This is a genomic window from Nocardioides sp. WG-D5 (assembly GCF_054031175.1).
In genome coordinates this window covers 67,897-89,779 of record NZ_CM132928.1, presented here as the reverse complement: position 1 = coordinate 89,779, position 21,883 = coordinate 67,897, and the positions used below count along the sequence as shown (strand labels likewise).

The following is a 21,883-nucleotide window of genomic DNA, read 5'->3' as shown; positions in this document are numbered from 1 at the left end:
TGAGCCGCCATGGTGGCCCCCACCCCCACCTGAAGGAGCTCCTGTGGTTGACATCGATCGTCGTAGGTTTCTCGGACTCGCCGGCGGCGCGACCGCGCTGACCATGCTCGACCAGAGCATCGCGCGCGCCGCCTCCATCCCCGCGGCCCGTCGGACCGGCACGATCCGCGACATCGAGCACGTGGTCGTCCTGATGCAGGAGAACCGCAGCTTCGAGCACTACCTGGGCACGCTGCGCGGCGTCCGCGGCTTCGGCGACCCGCATCCGGCGATCCTGCCCTCGGGCAAGCCGGTGTGGCACCAGCCGAACGGCGACGGCGAGCTGCTCCCGTTCCACCCGGAGGTCGACGACCTCGGCGCCGCCTTCCTCGAGGGCCTGCCGCACGGCTGGACCGATGGCCAGCAGGCGCTCAACCGTGGTCGCTACGACCAGTGGGTGCCGGCCAAGGGCACGACCACGATGGCGTACCTCGAACGACAGGACGCGGCCTTCCACTTCGCGCTGGCCGACGCGTTCACGGTGTGCGACGCCTACTACTGCTCGTTCATCGGCAACACCGACCCCAACCGCTACTACATGCTGACGGGCTGGACCGGCAACGACGGCAAGGGCGGCGGGCCGGTGCTCTACAACGACGAGGCCGGCTACGACTGGACCACCTACGCGGAGCGGCTCGAGGCCGCCGGGGTGAGCTGGAAGGTCTACCAGGACGAGGGCAACGGCCTCAACGCCGAGGGCGACAACTGGTGGGGCTGGGAGAAGGTGGACGCCTACATCGGCAACTACGGCGACAACTCGCTGCTCTACTTCAACAAGTTCCAGGACGCCCAGCCCGGCGACCCGCTCTTCGAGAAGGCCCGCAGGGGCACCCGCGCGGTCGACGGGCAGGACTACTTCGAGATCCTGCGCGCCGACGTCGAGGCCGGCACCCTGCCCTCGATCAGCTGGATCGCGGCGCCGGAGGCCTTCTCCGAGCACTCGAACTGGCCGACCAACTACGGCGCCTGGTACATCTCCAAGGTCCTCGACGCGCTCACCTCGAACCCCGAGGTGTGGTCGAAGACCGCGCTGTTCATCACCTACGACGAGAACGACGGCTTCTTCGACCACCTGGTCCCGCCGCACATCAACAGCCCGCTCGTGCCGGGGGAGTCGACCGTCTCGACCGAGCACGAGCTCTACACCGGCTCACACGGCGACGGTCACTACGGCCTCGGGCCGCGGGTGCCGATGTTCGTCGTCTCCCCGTGGAGCGTCGGCGGCTGGGTCTCCTCGGAGACCTTCGACCACACCTCGATCCTGCGCTTCATGGAGAAGCGCTTCGGGGTCGCTGAGCCCAACATCACGCCCTGGCGCCGCGCCGTGTGCGGTGACCTGACCTCCGCCTTCGACTTCTCCCGCACCGCCGAGCCGCCCACGCTGCCGGACACGAGCGGATGGGAGCCCGCCGACCGCGAGCGCCACCCGGACTACGCCCCGGAGGCGCCGGCGAACGGGACGATGCCCACCCAGGAGCGGGGCTCGCGCCCGGCTCGCCCGACGCCCTACCAGCTCGAGGTCGTCGAGACCGTCGCCGCCGGCGCGATCGCCGTCGAGATCCGCAACACCGGCAGTGTCGGTGCGCACTTCCAGGCCCGGCTCCTGGCTCCTGAGGGCGCGCCGCACAGCTACACCGTCGGCGCGGGCGACAGCCTCTCCGTGCGGTGGCCGGTCAGCGGCGACTACGAGATCCACCTGCACGGCCCCAACGGCTTCTTCCGCTCCTACGCCGGCACCGCGGGCTCCGACCCCGCCACCGCCGCCGGGCTGCGGCGCGAGGGCCGCTCCCAGCGACTCACCGTGACCGCGCCCGGGAAGGCCGACATCACCAGCGCGTACGCCGGCAGGATCCGCTCGCGCCACGTGGACACGCGCGCCACCGGCGGTTGGTACGACCTGACCCTGACGATCCCGGGCACGCCCTGGTCCCGCGGGTTCGCCGGGCACCTGGAGAACGGACGTCCCTCCGTGAGCGACCCGCAGCTGGGCGCCTAGCGGCGGCTCAGGAGGGATCGCCGGGCCGGTCCTTCTCGGACTGACCCGGCGGGTCGAGGATCGGGGCAGCCGTCTCGGGGGCTGCCTCGATCTCGTCCTGCGATGGCTTCTTCGCCGCCTTCTTGGCGGCCTTCTTCTCGAGGCGGTGCACCTCACGCTGCACGATCGCCTCGCGGCGTACGCCGGTGCCGACCAGGTTCACGACCAGGAAGAGCATCGGGTAGAGCGGCCAGGGGTGCCCGTCGGGGGCGGTGGTGAACAGCCAGATGCCCCAGGTGATGAGGCTGACCATCAGGAAGGTGGCGATCGCCTCCTGGAACTCCTTGCGGTAGGCGGCCGCCCCCTGCTCGCGGAAGCTGAGCGCCTCGGGCAGGCTGGCCGCGGCCTCCGCGGGAACCGGCGAGACGACCACGAGATCGTCGACGAGCGCGGGCAGTTCGCCGAGCGTACGGGCCTCGAGCAGGGTGCCGACCCTCTCGTCGTGCTCCTCGCGGGTCAGCCGGCCGTCGGCGAACGCGTCGGTCAGCACGGTGCGTACGACCTCCCGATCGGCATCGGAGGCGCGCATGTGTGCGTTGTCGGCCTGCCTCGGGTCGAGGCGGAACCGGGTCCAGAAACCCTCCACGGCACCAGCCTAGACGCACAGCCCGGCATCGTCTGTTGAAGCGGCTGCATTAGAGTGACTGGCGCTGGCTACCTGCTAGTATAGAACACGTTCTAGTTTTGCTCTGCCTAGTTTCGAGGGAGGTGGCGGATGCGGATCGCTCTGCTGTCGTATCGCAGCAAGCCGCACGTCGGCGGTCAAGGCGTCTATATCCGCCATCTGAGCCGGGAGCTCGCCAAGCTGGGGCACACCGTCGAGGTCTTCTCCGGTCAGCCCTATCCCGAGCTCGACCTCGAGGGGGAGGGTGTCACCCTCACCAAGGTGCCGAGCCTGGGGCTCTACGAGGAGCCCGACCCGTTCGGCAACCCGAGGCTCTCCGAGATCCGCGACCTGGTCGATGTGGAGGAGTGGGCGCGGATGCGCACGGGTGCCTTCCCGGAGCCGCTGACCTTCGCGAAGCGCGTCCTCAAGGTCCTGAGGGAGCGCACGGACGACTTCGACATCGTCCACGACAACCAGACGCTCGCCTTTCCGCTGCTGCGCATCGAGCCCGACCTCGGCCTGCCGCTGGTGACCACGATCCACCACCCGATCTCGTTCGACCGGCGCATCGAGCTGGAGAGCGCCGAGGGCTGGAAGAAGAAGTTCGGCGTGTGGCGCTGGTACTCGTTCGTGAAGATGCAGGCGAAGGTCGCCTCCCAGCTGCGGCACGTGATCACGCCCTCGGACAACTCCAAGCGCGACATCCTCACCGACTTCGGCGTCCCCACGGACCGCGTGCAGACCGTGCACCTCGGCGTGCCGGAGGAGTTCGTCCCGCCGACCGGGCCCCGCGTCCGGGGCCGGATCCTGGCCATGGCCAGCGCCGACGCCCCGCTGAAGGGCATCGCGTTCCTGCTCGAGGCCTTCGCCAAGCTGCGTACCGAACGCGACCTGGAGCTGGTTCTGGTCTCCAAGCCCAAGAAGGACGGGCCGACCGAGCAGCTCATCGAGACGCTGGCGATCAAGGACCACGTACGTTTCGTCAACGGCATCTCCGACGCCGAGCTCGTGGAGCTGATGGGCTCGGCGGAGATCGCCTGTGTGCCCTCGCTCTACGAGGGCTTCTCGCTGCCGACCGCCGAGCTGATGGCCTGCGGCACCCCGCTCGTCGTCTCTCGTGCCGGCGCGATCCCGGAGGTCGTCGGCCCCGACGACCTGTGCGCGAAGCTGGTCACCCCGGGCGACACCGAGGAGCTCGAGCAGGCCATCGCGGCGCTGCTCGACGACCCCGAGCGCCGGGTCCGCTACTCGGCCGCCGGGCGTGCCCGGGTCGAGGAGCACTTCTCGTGGCACGCCGTCGCCGAGCGAATGACTGCTCTCTATCAGCAGTCCATCGACGAGTTCGGTCATCTCGACAAGCTCGACCAACGAAACGGAAGGAAGTGAGCCGTGCTCACCGTTGACTTCGATCGCCTTGGCCTGAAGGCCGGAGAGCGCGTGCTCGACATGGGTGCCGGCGGTGGCCGGCACGCCTTCGAGATGTACCGCCGCGGCGCCGACGTGATCGCGTTCGACCAGGACGCCGAGGAGCTCGCCAAGGTCTCGGAGTGGTTCTTCGCGATGCGCGACGAGGTTCCTGCGGGCGCCAACGCGGAGGTCAAGGAGGGCGACGCGCTGTCGCTGCCGTTCGCCGACGGTGAGTTCGACCGGATCGTCGCGGCCGAGGTGCTCGAGCACATCCACCACGACGTCGACGCCATCAAGGAGCTCGTCCGGGTGCTCCGCCCCGGTGGCACCCTCGCGATCTCGGTGCCGCGCTGGCTGCCCGAGGTCGTCAACTGGAAGCTCTCCGCTGACTACCACAACACCACCGGCGGCCACATCCGCATCTACACCGACCACGAGCTCATCGACAAGGTCACGAAGGCCGGCCGTCCCAACGACGGCACGCCGGGTGACGCGATGATCTTCGAGGGCAAGTCCTACGCCCACGGCCTGCACGCGCCCTACTGGTGGCTCAAGTCGGCCGTCGGCGTCGACAACGACAAGCACGTCCTGGTGAAGGCCTATCACCAGCTCCTGGTCTGGGAGATCATGAAGAACCCGCTCCCGCTGCGGCTCGCCGGCAAGGTCCTCGACCCGGTGATCGGTAAGAGCATGGTCCTCTACTTCCGCAAGCCGGGCCCCATCGCCTCGGACCCGAACTCGGCCGGCTGATTCTCGGATGCGAGTCGAGATCCCGTACGTCGACGGGGTGCTGACCCCTGCCCAGATCGCTGCCACGGCCGGGTCGATCGCCCGCGCCCAGGAGCCGTCGGGCGCGATCCCGTGGGTGCCCGGCCAGCACACCGACATCTGGAACCACGTCGAAGCGGCCATGGGCCTGCTCGTCGGTGGTCTGGTGGAGGAGGCCGAGGCTGCGTACGACTGGATCCCGTCGCTGCAGAACGCCGACGGCTCCTGGCCGATGAAGATCGTCGCCGGGGCTCCGGTGGAGACGATCGGCGAGTCCAACATGTCGGCCTACTTCGCCGTCGGGCTCTGGCACCACTGGCTGATCCGGCGTGACCGGGCGTTCGTGGAGCGGCTGTGGCCCTCCGTACGCGCCGGGCTGGACTTCGTGGTCGGGCTGCAGCTGCCCTTCGGCGGGATCGCCTGGACGCCGCGCGACCCGTTCGCCCTGCTCACCGGCTCGTCCTCGATCTACCAGTCGCTGCGCGCCGGCGTCGCCCTGGCCGACCTGATGGACGACCCGCAGCCGGAGTGGGAGATCGTCGGCGGCCGGCTCGGTCACGCGCTGCGCCACCACCGCGACTCGTTCGAGGACAAGTCGCACCACTCGATGGACTGGTACTACCCGGTCCTCGGCGGTGCCGTCGTCGGCGCCGCGGGTCACGACCTGATCGAGTCGCGCTGGGACCACTTCGTACGCCCCGGACTCGGCGCCCTCTGCGTCGACACCAACCCGTGGGTCACCGGAGCGGAGACGTGCGAGCTGGTGATGGCGCTCGACAACCTCGGCGACCACCGTCGGGCGCTGGGTCTGTTCAAGGACATGCAGCACATGCGCGCCGACGACGGCGGCTACTGGACCGGCTGGGTCTACGAGTCGCCCGGCTACCCCAATCCGAACCCCAACGCCTTCTGGCCCGAGGAGCACTCCACCTTCACCGCCGCGGCCGTGATCCTGGCCGCGGACGCGCTGGGGGAGCGATACGGCGGCTCCACCGCAGGCTCCGGGATCATGCGCGGCACCTCCCTCGCCGCCCGCTTCGAGGAGCTGGCGCTGGAGTGTGGCTGCGAGACGTCAGAGGCGTCGCAGCACGCGTAGCGATCCGACCGCGTCGATCTCCTCGAACTGCTTCGAGGCGAGCGCGGGGAGGTAGATCTCCTCGTACGGCGGCCGGCCGCCGTCGGCCGGGTCGGGGAAGACGTCGTGGACCAGGAGCAGGCCGCCGGGCATGACTTTCGGCGCCCAGCCGCGGTAGTCCAGCTGCGCGGGCTCGACGCCGTGGCCGCCGTCGATGAAGAGGAACGAGACCGGCGTGGTCCACCACCGGCTCACGGTCGTCGAGGCGCCGATCACCGCGACCACCTCGTTCTCGAGACCGGCCTGCTCGATCGTGCGCCGGAAGGTCGGCAGCGTGTCCAGCCGCCCGGTGGTCGGGTCGACCAGGCTGGTGTCGTGGTGCTCCCATCCCGCCTGGTTCTCCTCGCTGCCGTGGTGGTGGTCGACGGTGAACACCGTGCCGCCGGTCAGCTTCGCCGCGGCGCCGAGATAGATCGACGACTTGCCGCAGTAGGTCCCGATCTCGACCGCCGGGCCGTGGGGCAGCCGCTCCACGGCGTACTCGAACAGCGCGATGCCCTCCTCGGGAGGCATGAACCCCGTGGCGTCGAGGGCGTGCTTGAGTAGTTCCGCGGGCATCTCAGGCGTAGACACCCGGGCACCCTAGCCGAGCCGTCGCTCGTCGGTGACAATCCGGTGCATGACGAACATCGAGGAGGCGGCGACGGGATCGGCCGGGCACTCGGTGCTGGTCGTCCCGGTGCCTGCGCTGGAGACGTACGTCCTGGAGCGGACGCGCCACTACGACGACTCGTTCGTCTCGACCGAGCCGGCGTTCGTCCACGCGCACATCACGCTGCTGGCGCCCTTTCTCGCCTCGCCCACGAGCGACGATCTGGATCTGGTCGAGAAGATCGCGGCCGCGGCGCCGGCGTTCGACTTCGTTCTCGAGGATGTACGCCTCTTCGCCGGGGGCACGATCTATCTGCACCCCGAGCCCGCGGAGCCGTTCGCCGCGTTGACCGCCGAGCTGAGCGCGGCGTTCCCGCAGTGTCCGCCCTATGCGGGGCTCTTCGAGCCGGTGCCGCACCTGACGGTCGACCACGTCGCCGGGGGAGTGGATCTTGACTCGACGCGTACGTCCCTGGCGCCGCTCCTGCCGGCGCGGTGTCGCGCGGACCGGATCAGTCTGCAGTGGTACGCCAACCACGGCTGTCGTGTGATCGCCGAGTGGCCGATTGGCGGGCCGCCGGCACCGTGACCGCTCGTCAGGGTGTGGGTGCGGACATCGCCTGCATCACGTAGCCGATCGCGACCAGGATGGTCAGGCTGCTGATGGCGATGCCGGCGATCGCGGCCCAGCGGCCGCGACGCTTGTCGTCGGCCGTGCGGAACAGGCCGATGATGCCGAGGATGAACCCGAGCGGGCCGCACATCAGCACGCTCGCGATCAACGAGGCGACCGAGACGCCGTCGAGCGGCACCGCGTAGAGCGACCAGGCGTTGGTGGGCTTCCTGGTCGCCGCGGCCGGAGGCGGAGTCGGGGTCACCGGCTGCGGGTTGGCCGGCTGAGGATTCGGAGCCTGGGGGCTGGGTGCCGTCGCCTGGACGGTGGGCTGTGGCCGGGGCGTCTCAGGTGCCGCAGGCGGTGGCGTGGGCGGTGCGGGGCGCTGGCGCGCCGACAGCGCGGGGTTCGCCGCGCGAGCCTGCCGGGTGGCCTGGCGCAGTCGGCTGACCGAGGGGCGCACGCGGGCCGGTGGGGGTGGCACCGGGCCCGAGGTGCTGCCGGCGGCCGGGGCGGGGCGAGGCGTGCTGCTTCCCCACTCCGCTCGCCAGCGGCGGTCACGGCTGAGCGGCGGAGCGGAAGGAGCCGGCTCTGGCGTGGACGGCGTGGACGGCGTGGGCGCCGCCGGACCAGGGGGAGTGGCCGTCCGGCGGCGCCGGGCGAGCTCCTCGTCGAGCGTCGCACGGGCGACCGGGTCGAGCAGGACGTCGCGCGCCCGGTTGATCCGCATCATCAGCTCGCCGTCGGCGGCTCGGCCGCCACGGTCGGGATGGAACTGCTTCGCGAGCTCACGGTGGCGTGCTCGCACGGCCGCATCGTCCGCGTCCGGGGCGACCTGGAGCACGGAATAGGCGTCGATGAACTTCCCGCTCACTCAACGCCCCCCACGCACAGTCCTTCGGTTGTCGGCCTCGACCCCCGGGCTCTTCCTCACCCGGTGCCTCACAAATCCCAGAGCAGTGAAATCCTAGAGCAGTAGCGGCGAGATGCTGGTTTCGCCACGGGAAATTGACCGAGGGCCGCCCAGGTGGGCGGCCCTCGCTCTACGAAATCTTCGCCTCCGGCGAAAGTGGAGCGGACGACGAGGCTCGAACTCGCGACCTCAACCTTGGCAAGGTTGCGCTCTACCAACTGAGCTACGTCCGCTTGCGAGAAGAACAGTAGCGGATGTGGTCGGCAGAGCTCCAACTGGGGTACCGCGTGTCATGAACCTGCTTCGGGCGCATCGGCCGGTGACGTACGTCGCTCGAGCTGCTCCACGAGCTGGGTGACCTGGGCCTGGTGTGCGGCCCTGAGGTCGTCGAGCCGCTCGGCCGCGTGGGCACGTTCGCGGTCCAGCTCCGCGCGGGCGGCGTCCCGGTCCGCCTTGGCCGCGGCCTCGCTGCCGCGCAGGTCGGCGATCCTGTCCCGAAGCGCGTCGATCTGCTCGCGGGCCGCGTCGCGCTGCGTACGCAGCCCCGCGCTCGTCGCCTCCGCGCTGGCCACCGCCTTCTCGGCGGCCTTCTTCTCGGCGATCAGCTGCTCCTGCAGTCGTGCCACGGCCTTCTCGGCTTGGTCGGCGCGCGCGGTCTCGCTGCGCCGGCGCTGCACGGCTGAGTCGTGCTCGGCCTGCAGCCTGTCGAGTCTCTCGGCCAGACCCGCGCGGGCGGACGTCGTCTCGGCGAGGCTCTTCTCGAGCGAGGCGATCGTCGCGGCGGCGGTCTCGGCCGCGGCTCGCGCGTCCGCCTCGGTTCTCTCCAAGGCCGCCTGCGCGGCCTGGCGGGACTCCTCGGCCGCGGTGGTGGCGGCCAGCGCCTGCCTCAGGATCTCGGCGGATCGTTCGGACTCCTCCGACGCCTCCGCAGCCGCGGCATCGGCCTCGTCGCGCTCCGCCTCGGCCGCGCGCTGGGCCTGCTCGGCGCGGACCGCACGGGCGGTGGCCGCGGCGATCTGCTCCTGCGCCTCGCTCTGCACCGTGGCGATCTGGGCCTCGGCGGCGGTCAGGTCGCCGAGCGTACGCAGCTCCTCGAGCGCCTTCGGAAGCTGGTCGAGGAACCGGTCGGCGAGCTGGGTGAGCTGCGTGGTGATCTCGGCGGCGCGTTGCTGCGCGGCCTGCACCGGCCGAGCGGTCTCCTCGGGCGGCCGCGACTCCGCGAGCCGCTGCAGGCGCTTCCGCTCGCGCCAGGCGGCGGCCCGGTTGTGGGCGGGGTCGTCGCAGTACTCCGGCGGCCGGCCGCTCCCGCTCTCCGACACCGCCGCCGGCAGGGGACAGCCGGGGAAACGGCAGAGCTTCTCGTCGACCACGATCGTTTCCGTCATTGCGTCATCGTAGCGTGACGAAAGACGAAACGAATACTCAATAGACGTCCGAATGAGATGCCGAGGAGACACACAACATAACCGGCATTATGATGTGTGTTTGTGAGCGCGATCGAGCCCCGTCCGCAGACCCCCACCACAGCCTTCGCGGTGACGGAATCCGTCAAACAGCTGTTCCTCGAGGACCTGAACGAGCTGCCTCAGGAGAAGAGGGCCGAAGCGCTCGCCCGGAGGTTCCTGCTCTCCTACGCAGGACACACCCGCGCTGCGTACGCACGAGACCTCGCCGACTGGTTCGGCTGGTGCGCGGCCCTGGAGATCGACCCGCTCGCCGCCAACCGGGCGATGGTGGACGGCTACGCCCGCCACCTGGAGACCCGGCGGAGCCCGGCGACGATCGCCCGGCGGCTCTCTGCCATCGCCGGCTTCTATCGCTACGGCGTCGCGGAGGACGTCCTGAGCGCCTCCCCGGCCCAGCACATCAAGCGCCCCAAGACCAGCAACGACTCCCAGACCCTGGGCATGGACAGGGGAGAGGCCAGGGCATTCCTCGCCGCGGCTCGCGAGCACTCCAGCCGCGCCGCGGCGCTGGTGACGCTGCTGCTCCACGACGGCCTGCGCATCTCCGAGGCGCTGGGCGCGGACGTGACCGACCTCAGCCACTCCCGCGGCCACCGCATCCTGACGATCACCCGCAAGGGAGGCGCCCGGCGCGACGTCGTGCTCAACCCCGCGACCTCCCAGGCCCTCGACAGCTATCTGGACGCCCGGGTCGACGGGCCTGTCTTCGTGACGAGCACCGGCAACCGCTGGCACCGCTCCGAGGCGTTCCGCCTGATCCGGCGCCTCGGCGCGTCAGCGGGCATCGAGCACGGCGACCAGCTCTCCCCGCACAGCCTGCGCCACACGTTCGTCACGCTGGCCCGCGAGGCCGGCGTACCGCTCGAGGACGTCCAGGACGCCGCGGGTCACGCCGACCCGCGCACCACCCGCCGCTACGACCGCGGCCGTCACAACCTCGACCGCCACCCCGCCTACGCCCTGGGCGCTTTCCTCGCCGACCGAGAGTGAGCAGACCCTCCCCAACCACGCCTTCGCGGCGGTAGCCTTCCGAGAGCCCGTCAACGCTGACGAAGGAGATCCGGTATGAGCCAGGAACTGACCAGCGACTACGTGGTGGTGGGGGCCGGATCCTCGGGGGCGGTGCTCGCGGCAAGACTCAGCGAGGACCCGAGCGTGCGGGTGACGCTGCTCGAGGCAGGTCCGCGCGACAAGGGCATGAACATCCACATCCCGGCGGCGTTCTCGAAGCTCTTCCGGAGCGAGCACGACTGGGACTACTCCACCGAGCCGCAGCCCGAGCTCGGCGGCCGCCGGATCTACTGGCCGCGTGGCCGGATGCTGGGCGGCAGCTCCTCGATGAACGCGATGATGTGGGTCAAGGGGCTGCAGGCCGACTACGAGGAATGGGGCGCTGCCGCCGGACCCGAGTGGGGCTGGGACGCCGTCAAGAAGGCCTACGCGAAGCTCGAGGACGTCGAGGACGCCACCGCGCTCGACGGCACCGGCGGCCCCGTCCGCGTGGAGCGGCAGCGGAGCCCACGCCCCTACACCGAGTCGTTCCTCCAGGCCGCCGAGCAGGCCGGCTTCACCCGCGGACGGGCCAACGGCCCCAACCCCGAGGCGTACGTCGAGACCATGGTCACCCAGCGCCGCGGCGCCCGGTGGAGCACCGCCGCGGCCTACCTCAAGCCCGCCGCCACACGCGCCAACCTGAACGTGGTCACCGGCGCCCAGGTCTCCCGGGTGACCTTCGACGGACGCCGCGCGACAGGTGTCGAAGCCGTCATCGACGGCCAGCAGACGACCGTCACCGCCCGGCGCGAGGTCATCCTCTCCGGCGGCGCCATCAACACCCCGCAGCTGCTGATGCTCTCCGGGATCGGGCCGGCCGCCCACCTGAAGGACCTCGGCATCGAGATCGTCCAGGACGCCGAGGAGGTGGGGGAGAACCTCACCGACCACCTCGTCGCCGGCCTCGGCTGGGAGGTCGAGCAGGGCTCGCTCGCGACCGCGGAGTCGCTACGCCACCTGGCCAACTACCTGCTGCGCCGGCGCGGGATGCTCACCTCCAACGTCGGCGAGGCCTACGGCTTCCTCCGTTCGCGCCCCGACCTGACGGCGCCCGACATCGAGATGATCTTCGCCCCGGTCGGCTTCTTCGACGAGGGCCTGGTGCCGTTCGTGGGTGAGGCGGTCGTCGCCGGTCCGATCCTGGTCGACCCGGCCAGCCGCGGCCGGATCACGCTCGCCTCCGCGGATCCCGCCGCCAAGGCGCTCATCGACCCGCGCTATCTCTCCGACCCCGAGGGCAGGGACCGCGCCGCGATGGTCGAGGGCGTCCGGGCCGCGCTGGACATCGCCTCGCAGCCCGCGCTCAAGCCGATCCTCGGTGAGCTCCTGCGTCCCGAGCTCCCGGCGGACTCGACCGCGGAGGAGGTCGCCGACGCGCTCCTGGCGCGTCACGCCCACACCCTCTACCACCCGACCGGCACCTGCCGGATGGGCACGGACGAGGCGAGCGTGGTGGATCCGAGCCTGCGCGTACGCGGCGTCGAAGGCCTCCGCGTCGCCGACGCCTCGATCATGCCGAGGATCGTGCGCGGCCACACCAACGCGCCGGCGATCATGATCGGCGAGCGTGCCGCGGAGATCATCAGGGGCGCCTGAGGTCATCCGGTGGGGTCAGGTCAGCGAGGCCGCCGCGACCGCGGTGTCGTCGCCGTCGAGGGTGATCTCGACCCGCTCGACGTCGGCGATCGGCACCGCCGAGGAGGCGTCCAGCCCGAGCGTCTCCCCGCCCGACCAGGTCCAGGAACCGGCGACGGTGCGCGCCCCGTCGCGGCGGACCAGCACCAGGTCGTACGTCACCGGCTCGCCCGGATAGTCGGACTGCGGCGGCTGGCTCTTCCCGGGCTTGGGCGGGTAGTGGCAGCTCCACTTGAGCTTGGTGCCCCACGAGGTCGGGGTGACGACGAGCTGGGCCCACATGTCGACGCTGCCCACGGGGCGCAGGTCGACGGTGCGTACGTTCGCGCCTGCGGAGCCCGACGTCGTCGCAGAGGCCGAGGGCGCGGCGAGCGGCTCCTGGCTCCCGTCGCGGCCGAGCAGCAGCCCGCCGATGGCCGTGCCGCCGGCGAGAAGGACGACGGCGGCCGCGGCCGCGAACGCCCGGCGGCGCAGTCGCGACCTGCGTACCGCCCTGGCGAGCTCGGCGAGCGGAGGCGGCACGGCCTCGGTGGCGGTGTCCTCCAGGAGCTCCTCGGCCTCCTCGCGGGAGAGTGCCCCGAGCAGCCCCGGCATCCCGGCGAGCTCGGCGACGGCGTCGCGGCACACACTGCAGGTGGTCAGGTGGCGCTCGAACGCCCTGCGGTCGCTCGGGCTCAGCGCCCCGAGAACGTAGGACGCGTCCCAGTCGGCGAACGTCTCGTGTCCGGAGGCGTCCAGGTGGTCGTTCATGGTGTGACCCCCTTCTCTTGCAGGGCGAGACGCAGGGCTCGCAGGCCGTAGTGCAACCGAGACTTCACGGTGCCGGGCGGGATGTCGAGCTCGTGGGCGAGCTCGGCGACCGACCGGCCGCCGTAGTAGGCGCCGACCACCACCGCACGATGCTCGGCGGACAGGGCCAGCAGCGCATCGGCGACGACCCAGGAGTCGAGCACGGCCTGGGTGTGGTCGGCCCGGCTCTGGTCGACGCACCACTGGTCGGGCAGAGTCTCCGCGGCGTACTCCCGCTTGCGGCGAGCGCTGCGCAGGTCGTCGATGACGAGATTGCGAGCGGTGGTGAACAGCCAGGCGCGTACGCCCTCGTCGGGCCGCTGCAGGACCTCCGGGTTGCGCCAGGCCCGCAGCAGCGTCTCCTGCACCACGTCGCGCGCCTCCTCGGCGTCCCCGGTGCGGCGTACGACGTAGCGGTAGAGCGCCTCGGAGTGGGCGTCGTGCACTGCTACGAGCAGCTCGTCCTCCGCGCCCATGTCACCTCCTCGCACACCCCAAGCGTCCCAGATCAGCCCTTGGCCAGCTCGAGGGAGAACTCGACGGTGCCGGCGTCCTCCACCTTCACGAAGCCGAGGTTCGGCGCCTCGACACCGAAGTCGGCGAAGGTGATCGGCACGCTGCCGACGACCTGGAGGGCGCTGGTGCCGTCGCCGCCGACCTCGGCGTCGACCGTCACCGACTTCGTCTCGCCGTGCACGGTGAGGTCGCCGACCAGCTGGACCTCGGTCGCGCCCGCCTCGAGAGCGGCGGGCTCGGTGAGCTCGAAGGTGGCGGTCGGGAACTTCTCGGCCTCGATCGCGTTGTCGCGGAAGTAGCCGTCCCGGTTGCCGGAGTCGGTGGCGATCGTGGCCACCTCCACCTCGATGCTCGCCTCGGTGACCTGGCCTCCGTCGATGGTGACCTCGCCGGTCACGTCCTCGGTACGGCCGGTGACGGTCACGTCCTCACCCTGCAGCACCTCGTCGAGGCGGTAGCCGGCGAAGGAGCCGTCGGAGACCGTCCAGGTCCCGGCGCTGTCGGCCGTGTCGGCGGGGGCCGCCGAGCTGCTGAGGCTGGGCTTGTCCGCGGCCGCCTCCTCGGCGCGGTCCGCGTACCAACCGGGTCCGAAGATCGCCGCGGCCCCTCCGACCACGACCACTGCCGCACCGACCCCGACTGCTGCTTTCGTACGTGTCCGCACGCCGTTTCCTCTCGCCTCGAGGCCGACCCGATGCCGGCCTTCACCCTGACTACGGAGTGCTGCGGCGAACGGTTCAAACGAGCCCGCGTGACGGGTGACACAATCGGTCGCGGCCCCCGATCGACCCCAAGGAGACTCCCCATGCCCCAGACCCCGCTCGAGCTCTTCGGCACCGAGGCCCTCATCGGCGAGGAGGACCGTGCGATCCGCGACACGGTGAGATCCTTCGCGGAGAAGGAGATCAAGCCGCACCTCGCCGACTGGTTCGAGGCGGGCTCCGTGCCGGTCAAGGAGCTGGCCCCGGAGCTCGGCAAGCTCGGCGTCCTCGGTATGCACCTGGAGGGCTACGGCTGCGCGGGCACCAGCGCCACGGCGTACGGCCTGGCCTGCCTGGAGCTCGAGGCCGCCGACTCCGGGATCCGCTCGCTGGTCTCGGTGCAGGGGTCGCTGGCGATGTTCGCGATCTGGAAGTGGGGGAGCGAGGAGCAGAAGCAGGAGTGGCTGCCGCGGATGGCGGCCGGCGAGGCGATCGGCTGCTTCGGGCTCACCGAGCCGGACTTCGGCTCGAACCCGGCCGGGATGCGCACGCGTGCCCGGAGGGAGGGCGATGACTGGGTGCTCACCGGCACCAAGATGTGGATCACCAACGCCCCGGTCGCCGACGTCGCGGTCGTCTGGGCCCAGACCGACGAGGGTGAGAACGGCAAGGGCATCCGCGGCTTCGTGGTCCCCACCGACACCCCGGGCTTCTCCGCCCCGGTGATCAAGCAGAAGCTCTCCCTGCGCGCGTCGGTCACCGGCGAGATCGTCCTGGACTCGGTCCGTCTTCCTGCTTCCGCCGCGTTCCCCGAGGTCAGGGGCTTGAAGGGCCCGCTGTCCTGCCTCAACGAGGCCCGCTTCGGCATCGTCTTCGGCGCCGTCGGCGCGGCCCGCGACTGCCTCGAGTCGGCCATCGCGTACGCCGCCTCCCGCGAGATCTACGACAAGCCGCTGTCCGGCTACCAGATCACCCAGACCAAGCTCGCCGACATGACCCTCGAGCTCGGCAAGGCGATGCTCCTGGCGCTGCACCTGGGACGGCTGAAGGACGAGGGCGCTCTCCGCTCCGAGCAGATCTCGCTGGGCAAGCTCAACAACGTTCGCGAGGCCATCGCCATCGCCCGCGAGTGCCGCACCATCCTCGCCGCCGCCGGCGTCACCCTCGAATACCCGATCCTGCGCCACGCCAACAACCTCGAGTCGGTCCTGACGTACGAGGGCACGAGCGAGGTCCACCAGCTCATCATCGGCCAGGCGCTGACGGGGGAGTCCGCCTTCCGCTGACCGGGTCTGGCCCGCGGTCAGGCGAGGGCGGCGACCAGCAGCGTGAAGGCGGCGATGATCACGGCGACGCGCAGGTAGTGCCAGCGCTCCCAGCGGCTCAGCTGCGCCCTCCAGTCCTCGGGCCGGTTCTCGGGGGTCCAGGACTTGTTCCGGTTGTTGATCGGAACGAGCAGCAGGACCGACATGACGACGCTGAGGATCAGGAGCCCGCCAGCAGTGATGACGAGGGCAGTGCCGTCGTGCTGCCACCCGGCGACGGCCCAGATGCTCACCAGCACGAGCGAGCCGATGTACCAGACCGGCATGACGGCGCCGAGCATCCGGCCGCCGTGAGCGTGCCCGAGCTGGCTGCTGTCCTCGGGGAGTGCGTTGAGGATCCGGTTCATGACGAAGGCGACCGAGAACTCGACCCCCACCATGACGCCGACGACCACGGTGGTGACGACCACGAGTGTGCTGAGCATGATGCTCCTCCAAAAAACTAGCGCTGCTAGAACGAAGTGCAACGCTAGCAGTGCTGCTGCTCGCATGTCTAGCAGTGCTAGGATTCGGGTCATGTCGGTACAGGAGCGCAAGCAGCGCGAGCGAGCAGACCGTGAGCGCCTGATCGTGGCGACGGCCCGTGAGCTCGCCGAGCAGCAGGGCTGGGACGCGGTGACCACGCGCCGGCTCGCCGAGCGCATCGAATACAGCCAGCCCGTCCTCTACAGCCACTTCCGCGGCAAGCGCGAGATCATCGGCGCGGTGGCGCTCGAGGGCGCCTCCGAGATGGCCGTCGCGATGCGGGCTGCCACCGCGGCCGCCGCCACCCCACGCGAACGGGTCGCCGCGTTGGCACGTGCCTATCTCGACTTCGCCGACCGCAACCCCGCGGTCTACGACGCCCTGTTCCAGCTCGACGGCGGCCTGGCGTACGCACAGGAGGACACCCCGGAGCAGCTGAAGGACGCCTTCGCCGCGCTGATGGAGACCCTGAGCGAGGTCGCCGGCGGCGTCGGGCCGGAGCTGTTCACCGAGGTGTTCTGGGCGTCCCTGCACGGGATCGCGACCCTGACCCGGTCGAGGCGGTTGCTACCCGAGGACGCCGAGCAGCGGCTGGAGCTGCTCGTCGACCGCCTCGCCGTGCTCTGAGGCGCGAAACCGGTCAGTCGCGCGGCACCAGGAAGGATGCCCGCCAGATCTTGCGGTCCTTCTCCGAGACCATCCCGTGCTCGGTGAGGTAGGGCATCATCTTCTCGCCCATCCAGGCCAGCGTCGCGCGGTAGTGCTCGTTGCCGAGTGCCTCGCGGCGGGCTGCCATCGGGTCGAGGCCGACGGCGGCGTAGCAGTCCGGGTGGACCAGCGAGCGGGCCATCACGTAGGCCGCGCGGGCGGTGAGGTTCTGGTGCAGCCGGAGCTGCGTACGGCTGATCTTCTGCGTCATCGCCGCGGCGAGCTCCTCGCGGGCGAAGGTGACGTGGCGGGCCTCCTCGGTGACGTGGATGCGGGAGGCCATCCGGGTCAGCGGCTGGCAGCGCTCGTCCTTCATCAGCTCGCGCTGCCACCGGTCGAGCGGCTCCTCGCCCACGAGAGTCGCGGAGAAGACGCTGGGCCCGTGCAGCAGAGGAGCGAACTTCCCGATACGCAGGACGGCGGGCCGCGGGCCGTACGCCGGTGCGCCCATCGCTGCGATCGCCCGCCCGAACATCACCGAATGACGGGTCTCGTCGCCGATCTCGGTCAGCGCGTACTGCGTGCGCGCCGTCCGCGGGTCGGCGCCGTAGACCTCGCGGAGCAGCAGCTGCATCAGCAGCACCTCGAACCACAGCCCGACGCTCATGATGCTGGCGACCTCGTGCCGGGAGAGCTCGATCTGCTGCTCCTGGCTGAGCCGGTCCCACATCGGGGTGCCGTAGAGGGATACGCGCTCGGGCTGCATCCACCACAGGCCCTCGACGGGCGCGGCGTCCCAGTCGAGATCGACCTCGGGGTCGTAGGACTGACGTGCGGTGGAGCGCAGGAGCCGGTCGGAGGTCGGGTCGGCGATGGTCATTCTTCTCCAGACTGAACTACGTGTTACCGAGAGTTACGGGTAGTTGCTAGAGTGCAGGACATGACACGGAAGGTCAAGGACGACGGCCGCTCCTCGCGCTGGGACGCGCACCGGGAGGCGAGGCGCGCGGAGCTGGTCGCGGCGGCGGTACGCGCCGTCGACTCCGCCGGCGCCGAGGTCTCCATCGCCGACATCGCCGCGGAGGCGGGGGTCAGCAAGCCGGTGCTCTACCGCTACTTCGCCGACAAGGCAGAGCTGCACGCCGCGGTGGGGATGTGGGCCGCACGGCAGATCCTCGACGCCGTGGTGGAGGCCGTGCTCGCGCCCGCGCCGACCAGGCAGCGCGTGGAGGCGGGCGTCGCTGCGTACGTCGAGACCATCGCCGAGCACCCCAACGTCTACCTGCTGCTGGTGCGCCAGCACACCGGCGGCACCGACCCGCTCGCCGATGGCAAGCAGCTCATCGCCGCGACCTTCGCGCGCCTGCTCGGTGACACCTTCGGCCGTCTCGGCATCGACGCCGCGGGTGCCGAGCCGTGGGCCCACAGCCTGGTCGGGATCGGTGAGTCCGCCGGCCAGTGGTGGCTCGACCGGCGCACCATGTCGCGCGCCGCGTTCGCCCGCTACCTGAGCGAGTTCGTCTGGCACGCCCTGGAAGGCACCACCGCCGAGTACGGGGTCGACCTGAGCGCCCTCGACCGCCCCGAGATCGTCACCCCACTGCGAAAGAGCCCCCGATGAGCGAGCACGAGCCCCAGCATCTCTACGACGGCCCCGTCCGCCTCGAGTCCGCTGACGACACCTGGGAGGTCGACGTCGCGCTGCGCGGGGTCTTCCAGCCGATCGACGGCCACTTCCACTGGTACGGCCGGGTCGCGACGGCCCTCGACGGCGTACGCAACGGGCAGACCGTCACCGTTCGCACCGATCATGGCCAGGCCGAGGGCCGGCTCTCCGACATCGACCCCTGGGGACGGTTCCGGATCTCCGGAACGGGAAAGCCGCCCTTCTGAGTTCAGCTCTGACCTCAGCGCACGAGCATGAGCGTCGCGGCGCCGATCCCGACGACGACGATCAGCGAGCGCAGGACGGTGGCCGGCAGCCGCCGACCGATGTGGGCTCCGACGTACCCACCCACGACCGAGCCTGCGGCGAGCAGTCCGACGGCCCGCCAGTCGAGATCGGCGATGGCCAGGAAGATCACGGTCGCGACCACGTTCGAGGCCATCACCGCGAAGGTCTTGAGCGCGTTGACGGTGCGGAACTCCAGGTCGGTCCCGAGCCCGAGCACGGCCATCATCATCACCCCGGAGCCGGCACCGAAGTAGCCGCCGTAGACGCCGGTCAGCGTCGCGAACACGGTGGTGAGGCCCGAGATCCGCACGCGCGGCTCGTCGTCGGTGGCGTGCTGGCGCAGGAAGCGGCTCAGCCAGGGCTGGATGCCGACGAGTACGCAGGTGCCGAGGATCAGCCAGGGAACGACCGCCTCGAAGACCGACCCCGGCAGCCACAGGAGCAGCAGCGATCCGGCGACGCCGCCCCCGGCCGCCGTCATCAGCACGGCCGCGGTGACACCCGGATGCTCGGCGAGCTCACGCCGGTAGCCGAAGGAGCCGCTGAGTCCGGCCGGCGTCATCCCGACCGTGTTGGAGGTGTTGGCCACCACCGGCGGCAGGCCGACCGCGACCAGGACGGGGAAGCTGAGCAGCGAGGCGACACCCACGGTCGAGGTGAGGATGCCGGCGCCCAGGCCCGCGGCGAGCACCGCGAGCTGGTCCAGCCAGGTCATCAGTCGCGGAGCAGGGCGACGTCGCTGACCAGCATGACGTGGCCGTGCATCGCGGCCGCGGCGGCCTGAGAGTCACCCGACGCGATCGCGTCGGCGATCTTCTGGTGGCCGGCGAGCGAGGTCTTGGGCCGGTCGGGCTGGGAGAGCGACTCGATGCGGGTCTCCCGGATCAGCTCGCTGATCTCCGACATCATCTGCTCGAGCAGAGGGGAGTGGGCGGCCTCGGTGACCGCGTGATGGAAGAGCTCGTCGCCCTGGACGCCGCGCCCGCCGCCCTCGATGTCGTCCGCCATCGCCTTCAGCGCCGCCTGGATGCGGTCCAGGTCCTCCTGCGTACGCCGCTGCGCGGCCAGCGCGGCGATCTTGGTCTCGAGCGCGTCGCGCGCCTCGATGACGTCCGGGATCCGCTCCGCATGCGCCCGGATCGCATCGGTGATGCGCTCGACCCGCGGCTTGTCCGTCAGCACCGTCCCGTCACCGTGCCGCACCGCGACGACGCCGATCACCTCGAGCGCGACCAGCGCCTGACTGAGGGTCGCCCGACTCACCCCGAGGCTGGTCGCGAGCTGTCTCTCCGGCGGCAGCCGGTCACCTGACTTCAGGTCGTTCTCCGAGATCCAGGCAGTGATCTGCTCAGCGACCTGCTCGTACAGGCGGGTTCGCTGCAGCGGACGCGGAAAGCGCGCGGACTCACTCATGACTACAGAGTATGGACGTCAGGGCGGATTGACCTATTGGCTAGGCCACCAATGTCTGTGGGACGCGTCACAAGTGAGACGTGGCCGCCCCCTGAGAGGGAGCGGCCACGTAGGTCGTCGTACGACGTCGGGCAGGTCAGCCCACGTGCACGCCGCCCTCCGGCCCGTCCGTCGACAGCTCGGTGTGCTTGACGTTGAGGAAGATCCAGATGATCGCGGAGACCGCGAGCATCATCACGGATCCGACCAGGAACGCTGCCTGGGCGCCGGAGGTGAAGGTGCCCTGGAACAGCGCGCCCTGGAAGAAGGACAGGTCGCTGCCCGGGATCAGGGCGTTCGGGTCCATCCCGGACCTGGTGATGCCGTCGCGCAGCGGAGCGGCGATGTCGTCACCACGGCTGTTGCTGAACTGGAGCGCCACCGTGCTCAGAATCGCGAGGCCGAGCGCACCGCCGACCTGCTGCATCGTGTTGAGGACGCCGGAGCCGATGCCCGAGTCCTCGGTCCGCACGTTGTGCACTGCGGTCAGGGTGAGCGGCACGAACACCATGCCCATGCCGATCGCCATCAGGAGGATGTACGGGAACAGGCTGGTCCAGTAGTTCACGTCCGCACCGACGGGGTTGCCCGCGCCGAGCGCCGAGAGGACCGCCGACGGGCTGTCGTCGACCTCGATGCGAGAGAACATGAACAGCGAGACCGCCGCGAGCAGAGTGCCTGTGCCCGAGAGGTAGCGCGGAGGGATCCGGGCCACCAGGTTGGACGACACGGCCGCGCCGATCACGATGCCGAACGAGAACGGCAGGAACGAGAAGCCGGCCTCGAGCGGGCTGAACCCCTTGATCTGCTGCACGAACAGGCTCAGGTAGAAGAACATCGCGAACATCGCGGCCGGGGCGATCATCATGGCCACGAAGCTCGTGGCCCGCGTCCGGTTCGCGAAGATCCGCATCGGCAGCAGCGGGTGGTCGACCCGCGACTCGATGACGACGAACGCGATCAGCAGGGCGGCGCCCGCGACGAGCGAGCTGATGGTCTGGACGTGGTCCCAGCCGTAGGCCTCCTCGCCGGCCCGCGAGAGACCGAACACGATGCCCAGCAGGCCGAAGGTGCCGGTGATGGCGCCCGGGATGTCCAGCCAGCCGGTGTGCTTCTCCGACTCCTGCAGGATGCGGGGAGCCGCGAAGGCGGCGACCAGGCCGATCGGGACGTTGATCAGGAAGGTGAGCCGCCAGCCGTCGACGCCCAGGGGCTGGTCGAGGCCGGTGAGCCAACCGCCGAGGATCAGGCCGATCGCGGCGCCGATGCCCGACATGGTCGCGTACGCCGCCATCGCGCGGTTGCGCTGAGGACCGGCGGGGAACGTCGTGGTGATCAGCGCGAGCGCGGCCGGTGCGGCGAGCGCGGCACCGACACCCTGCAGGCCTCGCGAGCCCAGCAGCAGCGCCTCGTTCTGGGCGAGCCCGCCGAGGAGCGAGCCGATCGCGAAGACGGTGAGACCGCTGATGAAGAGGCGGCGCCGTCCGTAGAGGTCGCCGAGGCGGCCGCCGAGGAGCAGCAGGCCGCCGAATGCGAGCGCGTAGCCGGTGACGATCCAGGTCAGGTTCGCCTGGGAGATCTCGAGGTCCCTACCGATGTAGGGCAACGCGATGTTGGCAATGGTCGAGTCGAGCACCACCATCAGCTGTGCAGTGAGGATGAGCACGAGGGCGAGGCCGGCGTGCGGGACCTTGGCCTTCTCCTGCTCCGGCGGCGCGGTCGTGGAGATCGTCCCTTCGGCGCCGAGGGATTCGGTGTTGGTCATCAGTTG

The 21,883-nt window shown here is 70.5% G+C and carries 23 protein-coding genes and 1 tRNA gene; 11 read left to right on the top strand and 13 right to left on the bottom strand.

Annotation, left to right across the window (positions count from 1 at the left end; all coding sequences use genetic code 11):
* Positions 1-43: 43 nt before the first annotated feature.
* Positions 44-2,035 (top strand): phosphocholine-specific phospholipase C, encoded by a 1,992-nt coding sequence (locus ACWZJV_RS00485; protein ID WP_457179834.1) that lies wholly within the window; start codon positions 44-46, stop codon positions 2,033-2,035.
* A 7-nt stretch (positions 2,036-2,042) separates the two neighbouring features.
* On the opposite strand, the gene ACWZJV_RS00480 is transcribed toward ACWZJV_RS00485, so the two are convergent.
* Positions 2,043-2,660: a DUF1707 domain-containing protein gene (locus ACWZJV_RS00480; RefSeq protein ID WP_008360030.1), complete on the bottom strand. Its 618-nt coding sequence runs from the start codon at positions 2,658-2,660 to the stop codon at positions 2,043-2,045.
* A 129-nt stretch (positions 2,661-2,789) separates the two neighbouring features.
* On the opposite strand from ACWZJV_RS00480, the gene ACWZJV_RS00475 reads away from it, so the two are divergent.
* Genes ACWZJV_RS00475 through ACWZJV_RS00465 form a run of 3 tightly spaced genes read left to right on the top strand, consistent with a single transcriptional unit; the run spans position 2,790 to position 5,952 of the window.
* Positions 2,790-4,067, top strand: coding sequence for a glycosyltransferase family 4 protein (locus ACWZJV_RS00475; protein WP_457179833.1), 1,278 nt, complete (start codon positions 2,790-2,792; stop codon positions 4,065-4,067).
* A gap of 3 nt (positions 4,068-4,070) precedes the next feature.
* A complete protein-coding gene (locus tag ACWZJV_RS00470; protein WP_008360027.1) occupies positions 4,071-4,838 on the top strand; it encodes a class I SAM-dependent methyltransferase in 768 nt (255 codons plus the stop codon).
* A 7-nt stretch (positions 4,839-4,845) separates the two neighbouring features.
* Positions 4,846-5,952: a prenyltransferase gene (locus ACWZJV_RS00465; RefSeq protein WP_457179832.1), complete on the top strand. Its 1,107-nt coding sequence runs from the start codon at positions 4,846-4,848 to the stop codon at positions 5,950-5,952.
* On the opposite strand, the gene ACWZJV_RS00460 is transcribed toward ACWZJV_RS00465, so the two are convergent.
* A complete protein-coding gene (locus ACWZJV_RS00460; protein WP_457179831.1) occupies positions 5,929-6,564 on the bottom strand; it encodes a class I SAM-dependent methyltransferase in 636 nt (211 codons plus the stop codon). The genes ACWZJV_RS00465 and ACWZJV_RS00460 overlap by 24 nt on opposite strands.
* A 46-nt stretch (positions 6,565-6,610) precedes the next feature.
* Between ACWZJV_RS00460 and ACWZJV_RS00455 the strand changes: the two genes are divergently transcribed.
* The gene (locus tag ACWZJV_RS00455) at positions 6,611-7,171 is read left to right on the top strand and encodes a 2'-5' RNA ligase family protein (protein ID WP_457179830.1); all 561 of its coding nucleotides are present in this window, start codon (positions 6,611-6,613) and stop codon (positions 7,169-7,171) included.
* Between the two features lie 7 nt (positions 7,172-7,178).
* On the opposite strand, the gene ACWZJV_RS00450 is transcribed toward ACWZJV_RS00455, so the two are convergent.
* The 3 genes from ACWZJV_RS00450 to ACWZJV_RS00440 form a co-directional block, all read right to left on the bottom strand.
* On the bottom strand, positions 7,179-8,069 hold the full coding sequence (locus ACWZJV_RS00450; RefSeq protein WP_457179829.1) for a DnaJ domain-containing protein: 891 nt from the start codon (positions 8,067-8,069) through the stop codon (positions 7,179-7,181).
* 196 nt (positions 8,070-8,265) lie between these two features.
* Positions 8,266-8,341: transfer RNA gene (locus ACWZJV_RS00445), tRNA-Gly, on the bottom strand.
* Between the two features lie 57 nt (positions 8,342-8,398).
* Positions 8,399-9,493, bottom strand: a complete 1,095-nt coding sequence (locus tag ACWZJV_RS00440; protein ID WP_457179828.1) for a hypothetical protein — start codon at positions 9,491-9,493, stop codon at positions 8,399-8,401.
* Between the two features lie 102 nt (positions 9,494-9,595).
* Between ACWZJV_RS00440 and ACWZJV_RS00435 the strand changes: the two genes are divergently transcribed.
* Together ACWZJV_RS00435 and ACWZJV_RS00430 are read left to right on the top strand one after the other, a co-directional pair.
* A complete protein-coding gene (locus tag ACWZJV_RS00435; RefSeq protein WP_457179827.1) occupies positions 9,596-10,564 on the top strand; it encodes a tyrosine-type recombinase/integrase in 969 nt (322 codons plus the stop codon).
* A 75-nt stretch (positions 10,565-10,639) separates the two neighbouring features.
* The gene (locus ACWZJV_RS00430) at positions 10,640-12,223 is read left to right on the top strand and encodes a GMC family oxidoreductase (RefSeq protein ID WP_457179826.1); all 1,584 of its coding nucleotides are present in this window, start codon (positions 10,640-10,642) and stop codon (positions 12,221-12,223) included.
* 15 nt (positions 12,224-12,238) lie between these two features.
* Here ACWZJV_RS00430 and ACWZJV_RS00425 read toward each other — a convergent pair whose 3' ends face one another.
* The 3 genes from ACWZJV_RS00425 to ACWZJV_RS00415 are packed head-to-tail and all read right to left on the bottom strand — an operon-like array spanning position 12,239 to position 14,231.
* The gene (locus ACWZJV_RS00425; protein ID WP_457179825.1) at positions 12,239-13,012 is read right to left on the bottom strand and encodes a zf-HC2 domain-containing protein; all 774 of its coding nucleotides are present in this window, start codon (positions 13,010-13,012) and stop codon (positions 12,239-12,241) included.
* Complete coding sequence (locus tag ACWZJV_RS00420; RefSeq protein ID WP_457179824.1) at positions 13,009-13,542, bottom strand: sigma-70 family RNA polymerase sigma factor; 534 nt, start codon at positions 13,540-13,542, stop codon at positions 13,009-13,011. The genes ACWZJV_RS00425 and ACWZJV_RS00420 overlap by 4 nt, the downstream gene beginning before the upstream one ends.
* A 17-nt stretch (positions 13,543-13,559) precedes the next feature.
* Positions 13,560-14,231 carry a YceI family protein gene (locus ACWZJV_RS00415; protein WP_457179823.1) on the bottom strand — a complete coding sequence of 224 codons (672 nt, stop codon included), beginning with the start codon at positions 14,229-14,231 and terminating at the stop codon, positions 13,560-13,562.
* A 141-nt stretch (positions 14,232-14,372) separates the two neighbouring features.
* Here ACWZJV_RS00415 and ACWZJV_RS00410 point away from each other — a divergent pair, with 141 nt between their 5' ends.
* The gene (locus tag ACWZJV_RS00410; RefSeq protein ID WP_457179822.1) at positions 14,373-15,554 is read left to right on the top strand and encodes an acyl-CoA dehydrogenase family protein; all 1,182 of its coding nucleotides are present in this window, start codon (positions 14,373-14,375) and stop codon (positions 15,552-15,554) included.
* Between the two features lie 17 nt (positions 15,555-15,571).
* On the opposite strand, the gene ACWZJV_RS00405 is transcribed toward ACWZJV_RS00410, so the two are convergent.
* On the bottom strand, positions 15,572-16,018 hold the full coding sequence (locus ACWZJV_RS00405; protein ID WP_457179821.1) for an anthrone oxygenase family protein: 447 nt from the start codon (positions 16,016-16,018) through the stop codon (positions 15,572-15,574).
* Between the two features lie 91 nt (positions 16,019-16,109).
* Between ACWZJV_RS00405 and ACWZJV_RS00400 the strand changes: the two genes are divergently transcribed.
* Entirely contained in the window at positions 16,110-16,685 is a 576-nt protein-coding gene (locus tag ACWZJV_RS00400) for a TetR/AcrR family transcriptional regulator (protein ID WP_457179820.1), read from the top strand.
* 13 nt (positions 16,686-16,698) lie between these two features.
* On the opposite strand, the gene ACWZJV_RS00395 is transcribed toward ACWZJV_RS00400, so the two are convergent.
* Entirely contained in the window at positions 16,699-17,586 is an 888-nt protein-coding gene (locus ACWZJV_RS00395; protein WP_457179819.1) for an AurF N-oxygenase family protein, read from the bottom strand.
* 60 nt (positions 17,587-17,646) lie between these two features.
* On the opposite strand from ACWZJV_RS00395, the gene ACWZJV_RS00390 reads away from it, so the two are divergent.
* On the top strand, positions 17,647-18,327 hold the full coding sequence (locus ACWZJV_RS00390) for a TetR/AcrR family transcriptional regulator (protein WP_457179818.1): 681 nt from the start codon (positions 17,647-17,649) through the stop codon (positions 18,325-18,327).
* Positions 18,324-18,599, top strand: a complete 276-nt coding sequence (locus ACWZJV_RS00385) for a DUF4873 domain-containing protein (RefSeq protein WP_457179817.1) — start codon at positions 18,324-18,326, stop codon at positions 18,597-18,599. Before ACWZJV_RS00390 ends, ACWZJV_RS00385 begins: the two co-directional genes overlap by 4 nt.
* 14 nt (positions 18,600-18,613) lie before the next feature.
* Here ACWZJV_RS00385 and ACWZJV_RS00380 read toward each other — a convergent pair whose 3' ends face one another.
* The 3 genes from ACWZJV_RS00380 to ACWZJV_RS00370 all read right to left on the bottom strand — a co-directional run bounded on the left by ACWZJV_RS00380 (position 18,614) and on the right by ACWZJV_RS00370 (position 21,877).
* The gene (locus ACWZJV_RS00380) at positions 18,614-19,375 is read right to left on the bottom strand and encodes a sulfite exporter TauE/SafE family protein (RefSeq protein WP_457179816.1); all 762 of its coding nucleotides are present in this window, start codon (positions 19,373-19,375) and stop codon (positions 18,614-18,616) included.
* Positions 19,375-20,073, bottom strand: a complete 699-nt coding sequence (locus tag ACWZJV_RS00375) for a FadR/GntR family transcriptional regulator (protein ID WP_008359990.1) — start codon at positions 20,071-20,073, stop codon at positions 19,375-19,377. The genes ACWZJV_RS00380 and ACWZJV_RS00375 overlap by 1 nt, the downstream gene beginning before the upstream one ends.
* Before the next feature lie 136 nt (positions 20,074-20,209).
* A complete protein-coding gene (locus tag ACWZJV_RS00370) occupies positions 20,210-21,877 on the bottom strand; it encodes an MFS transporter (RefSeq protein ID WP_457179815.1) in 1,668 nt (555 codons plus the stop codon).
* Between the last annotated feature and the right edge of the window lie 6 nt (positions 21,878-21,883).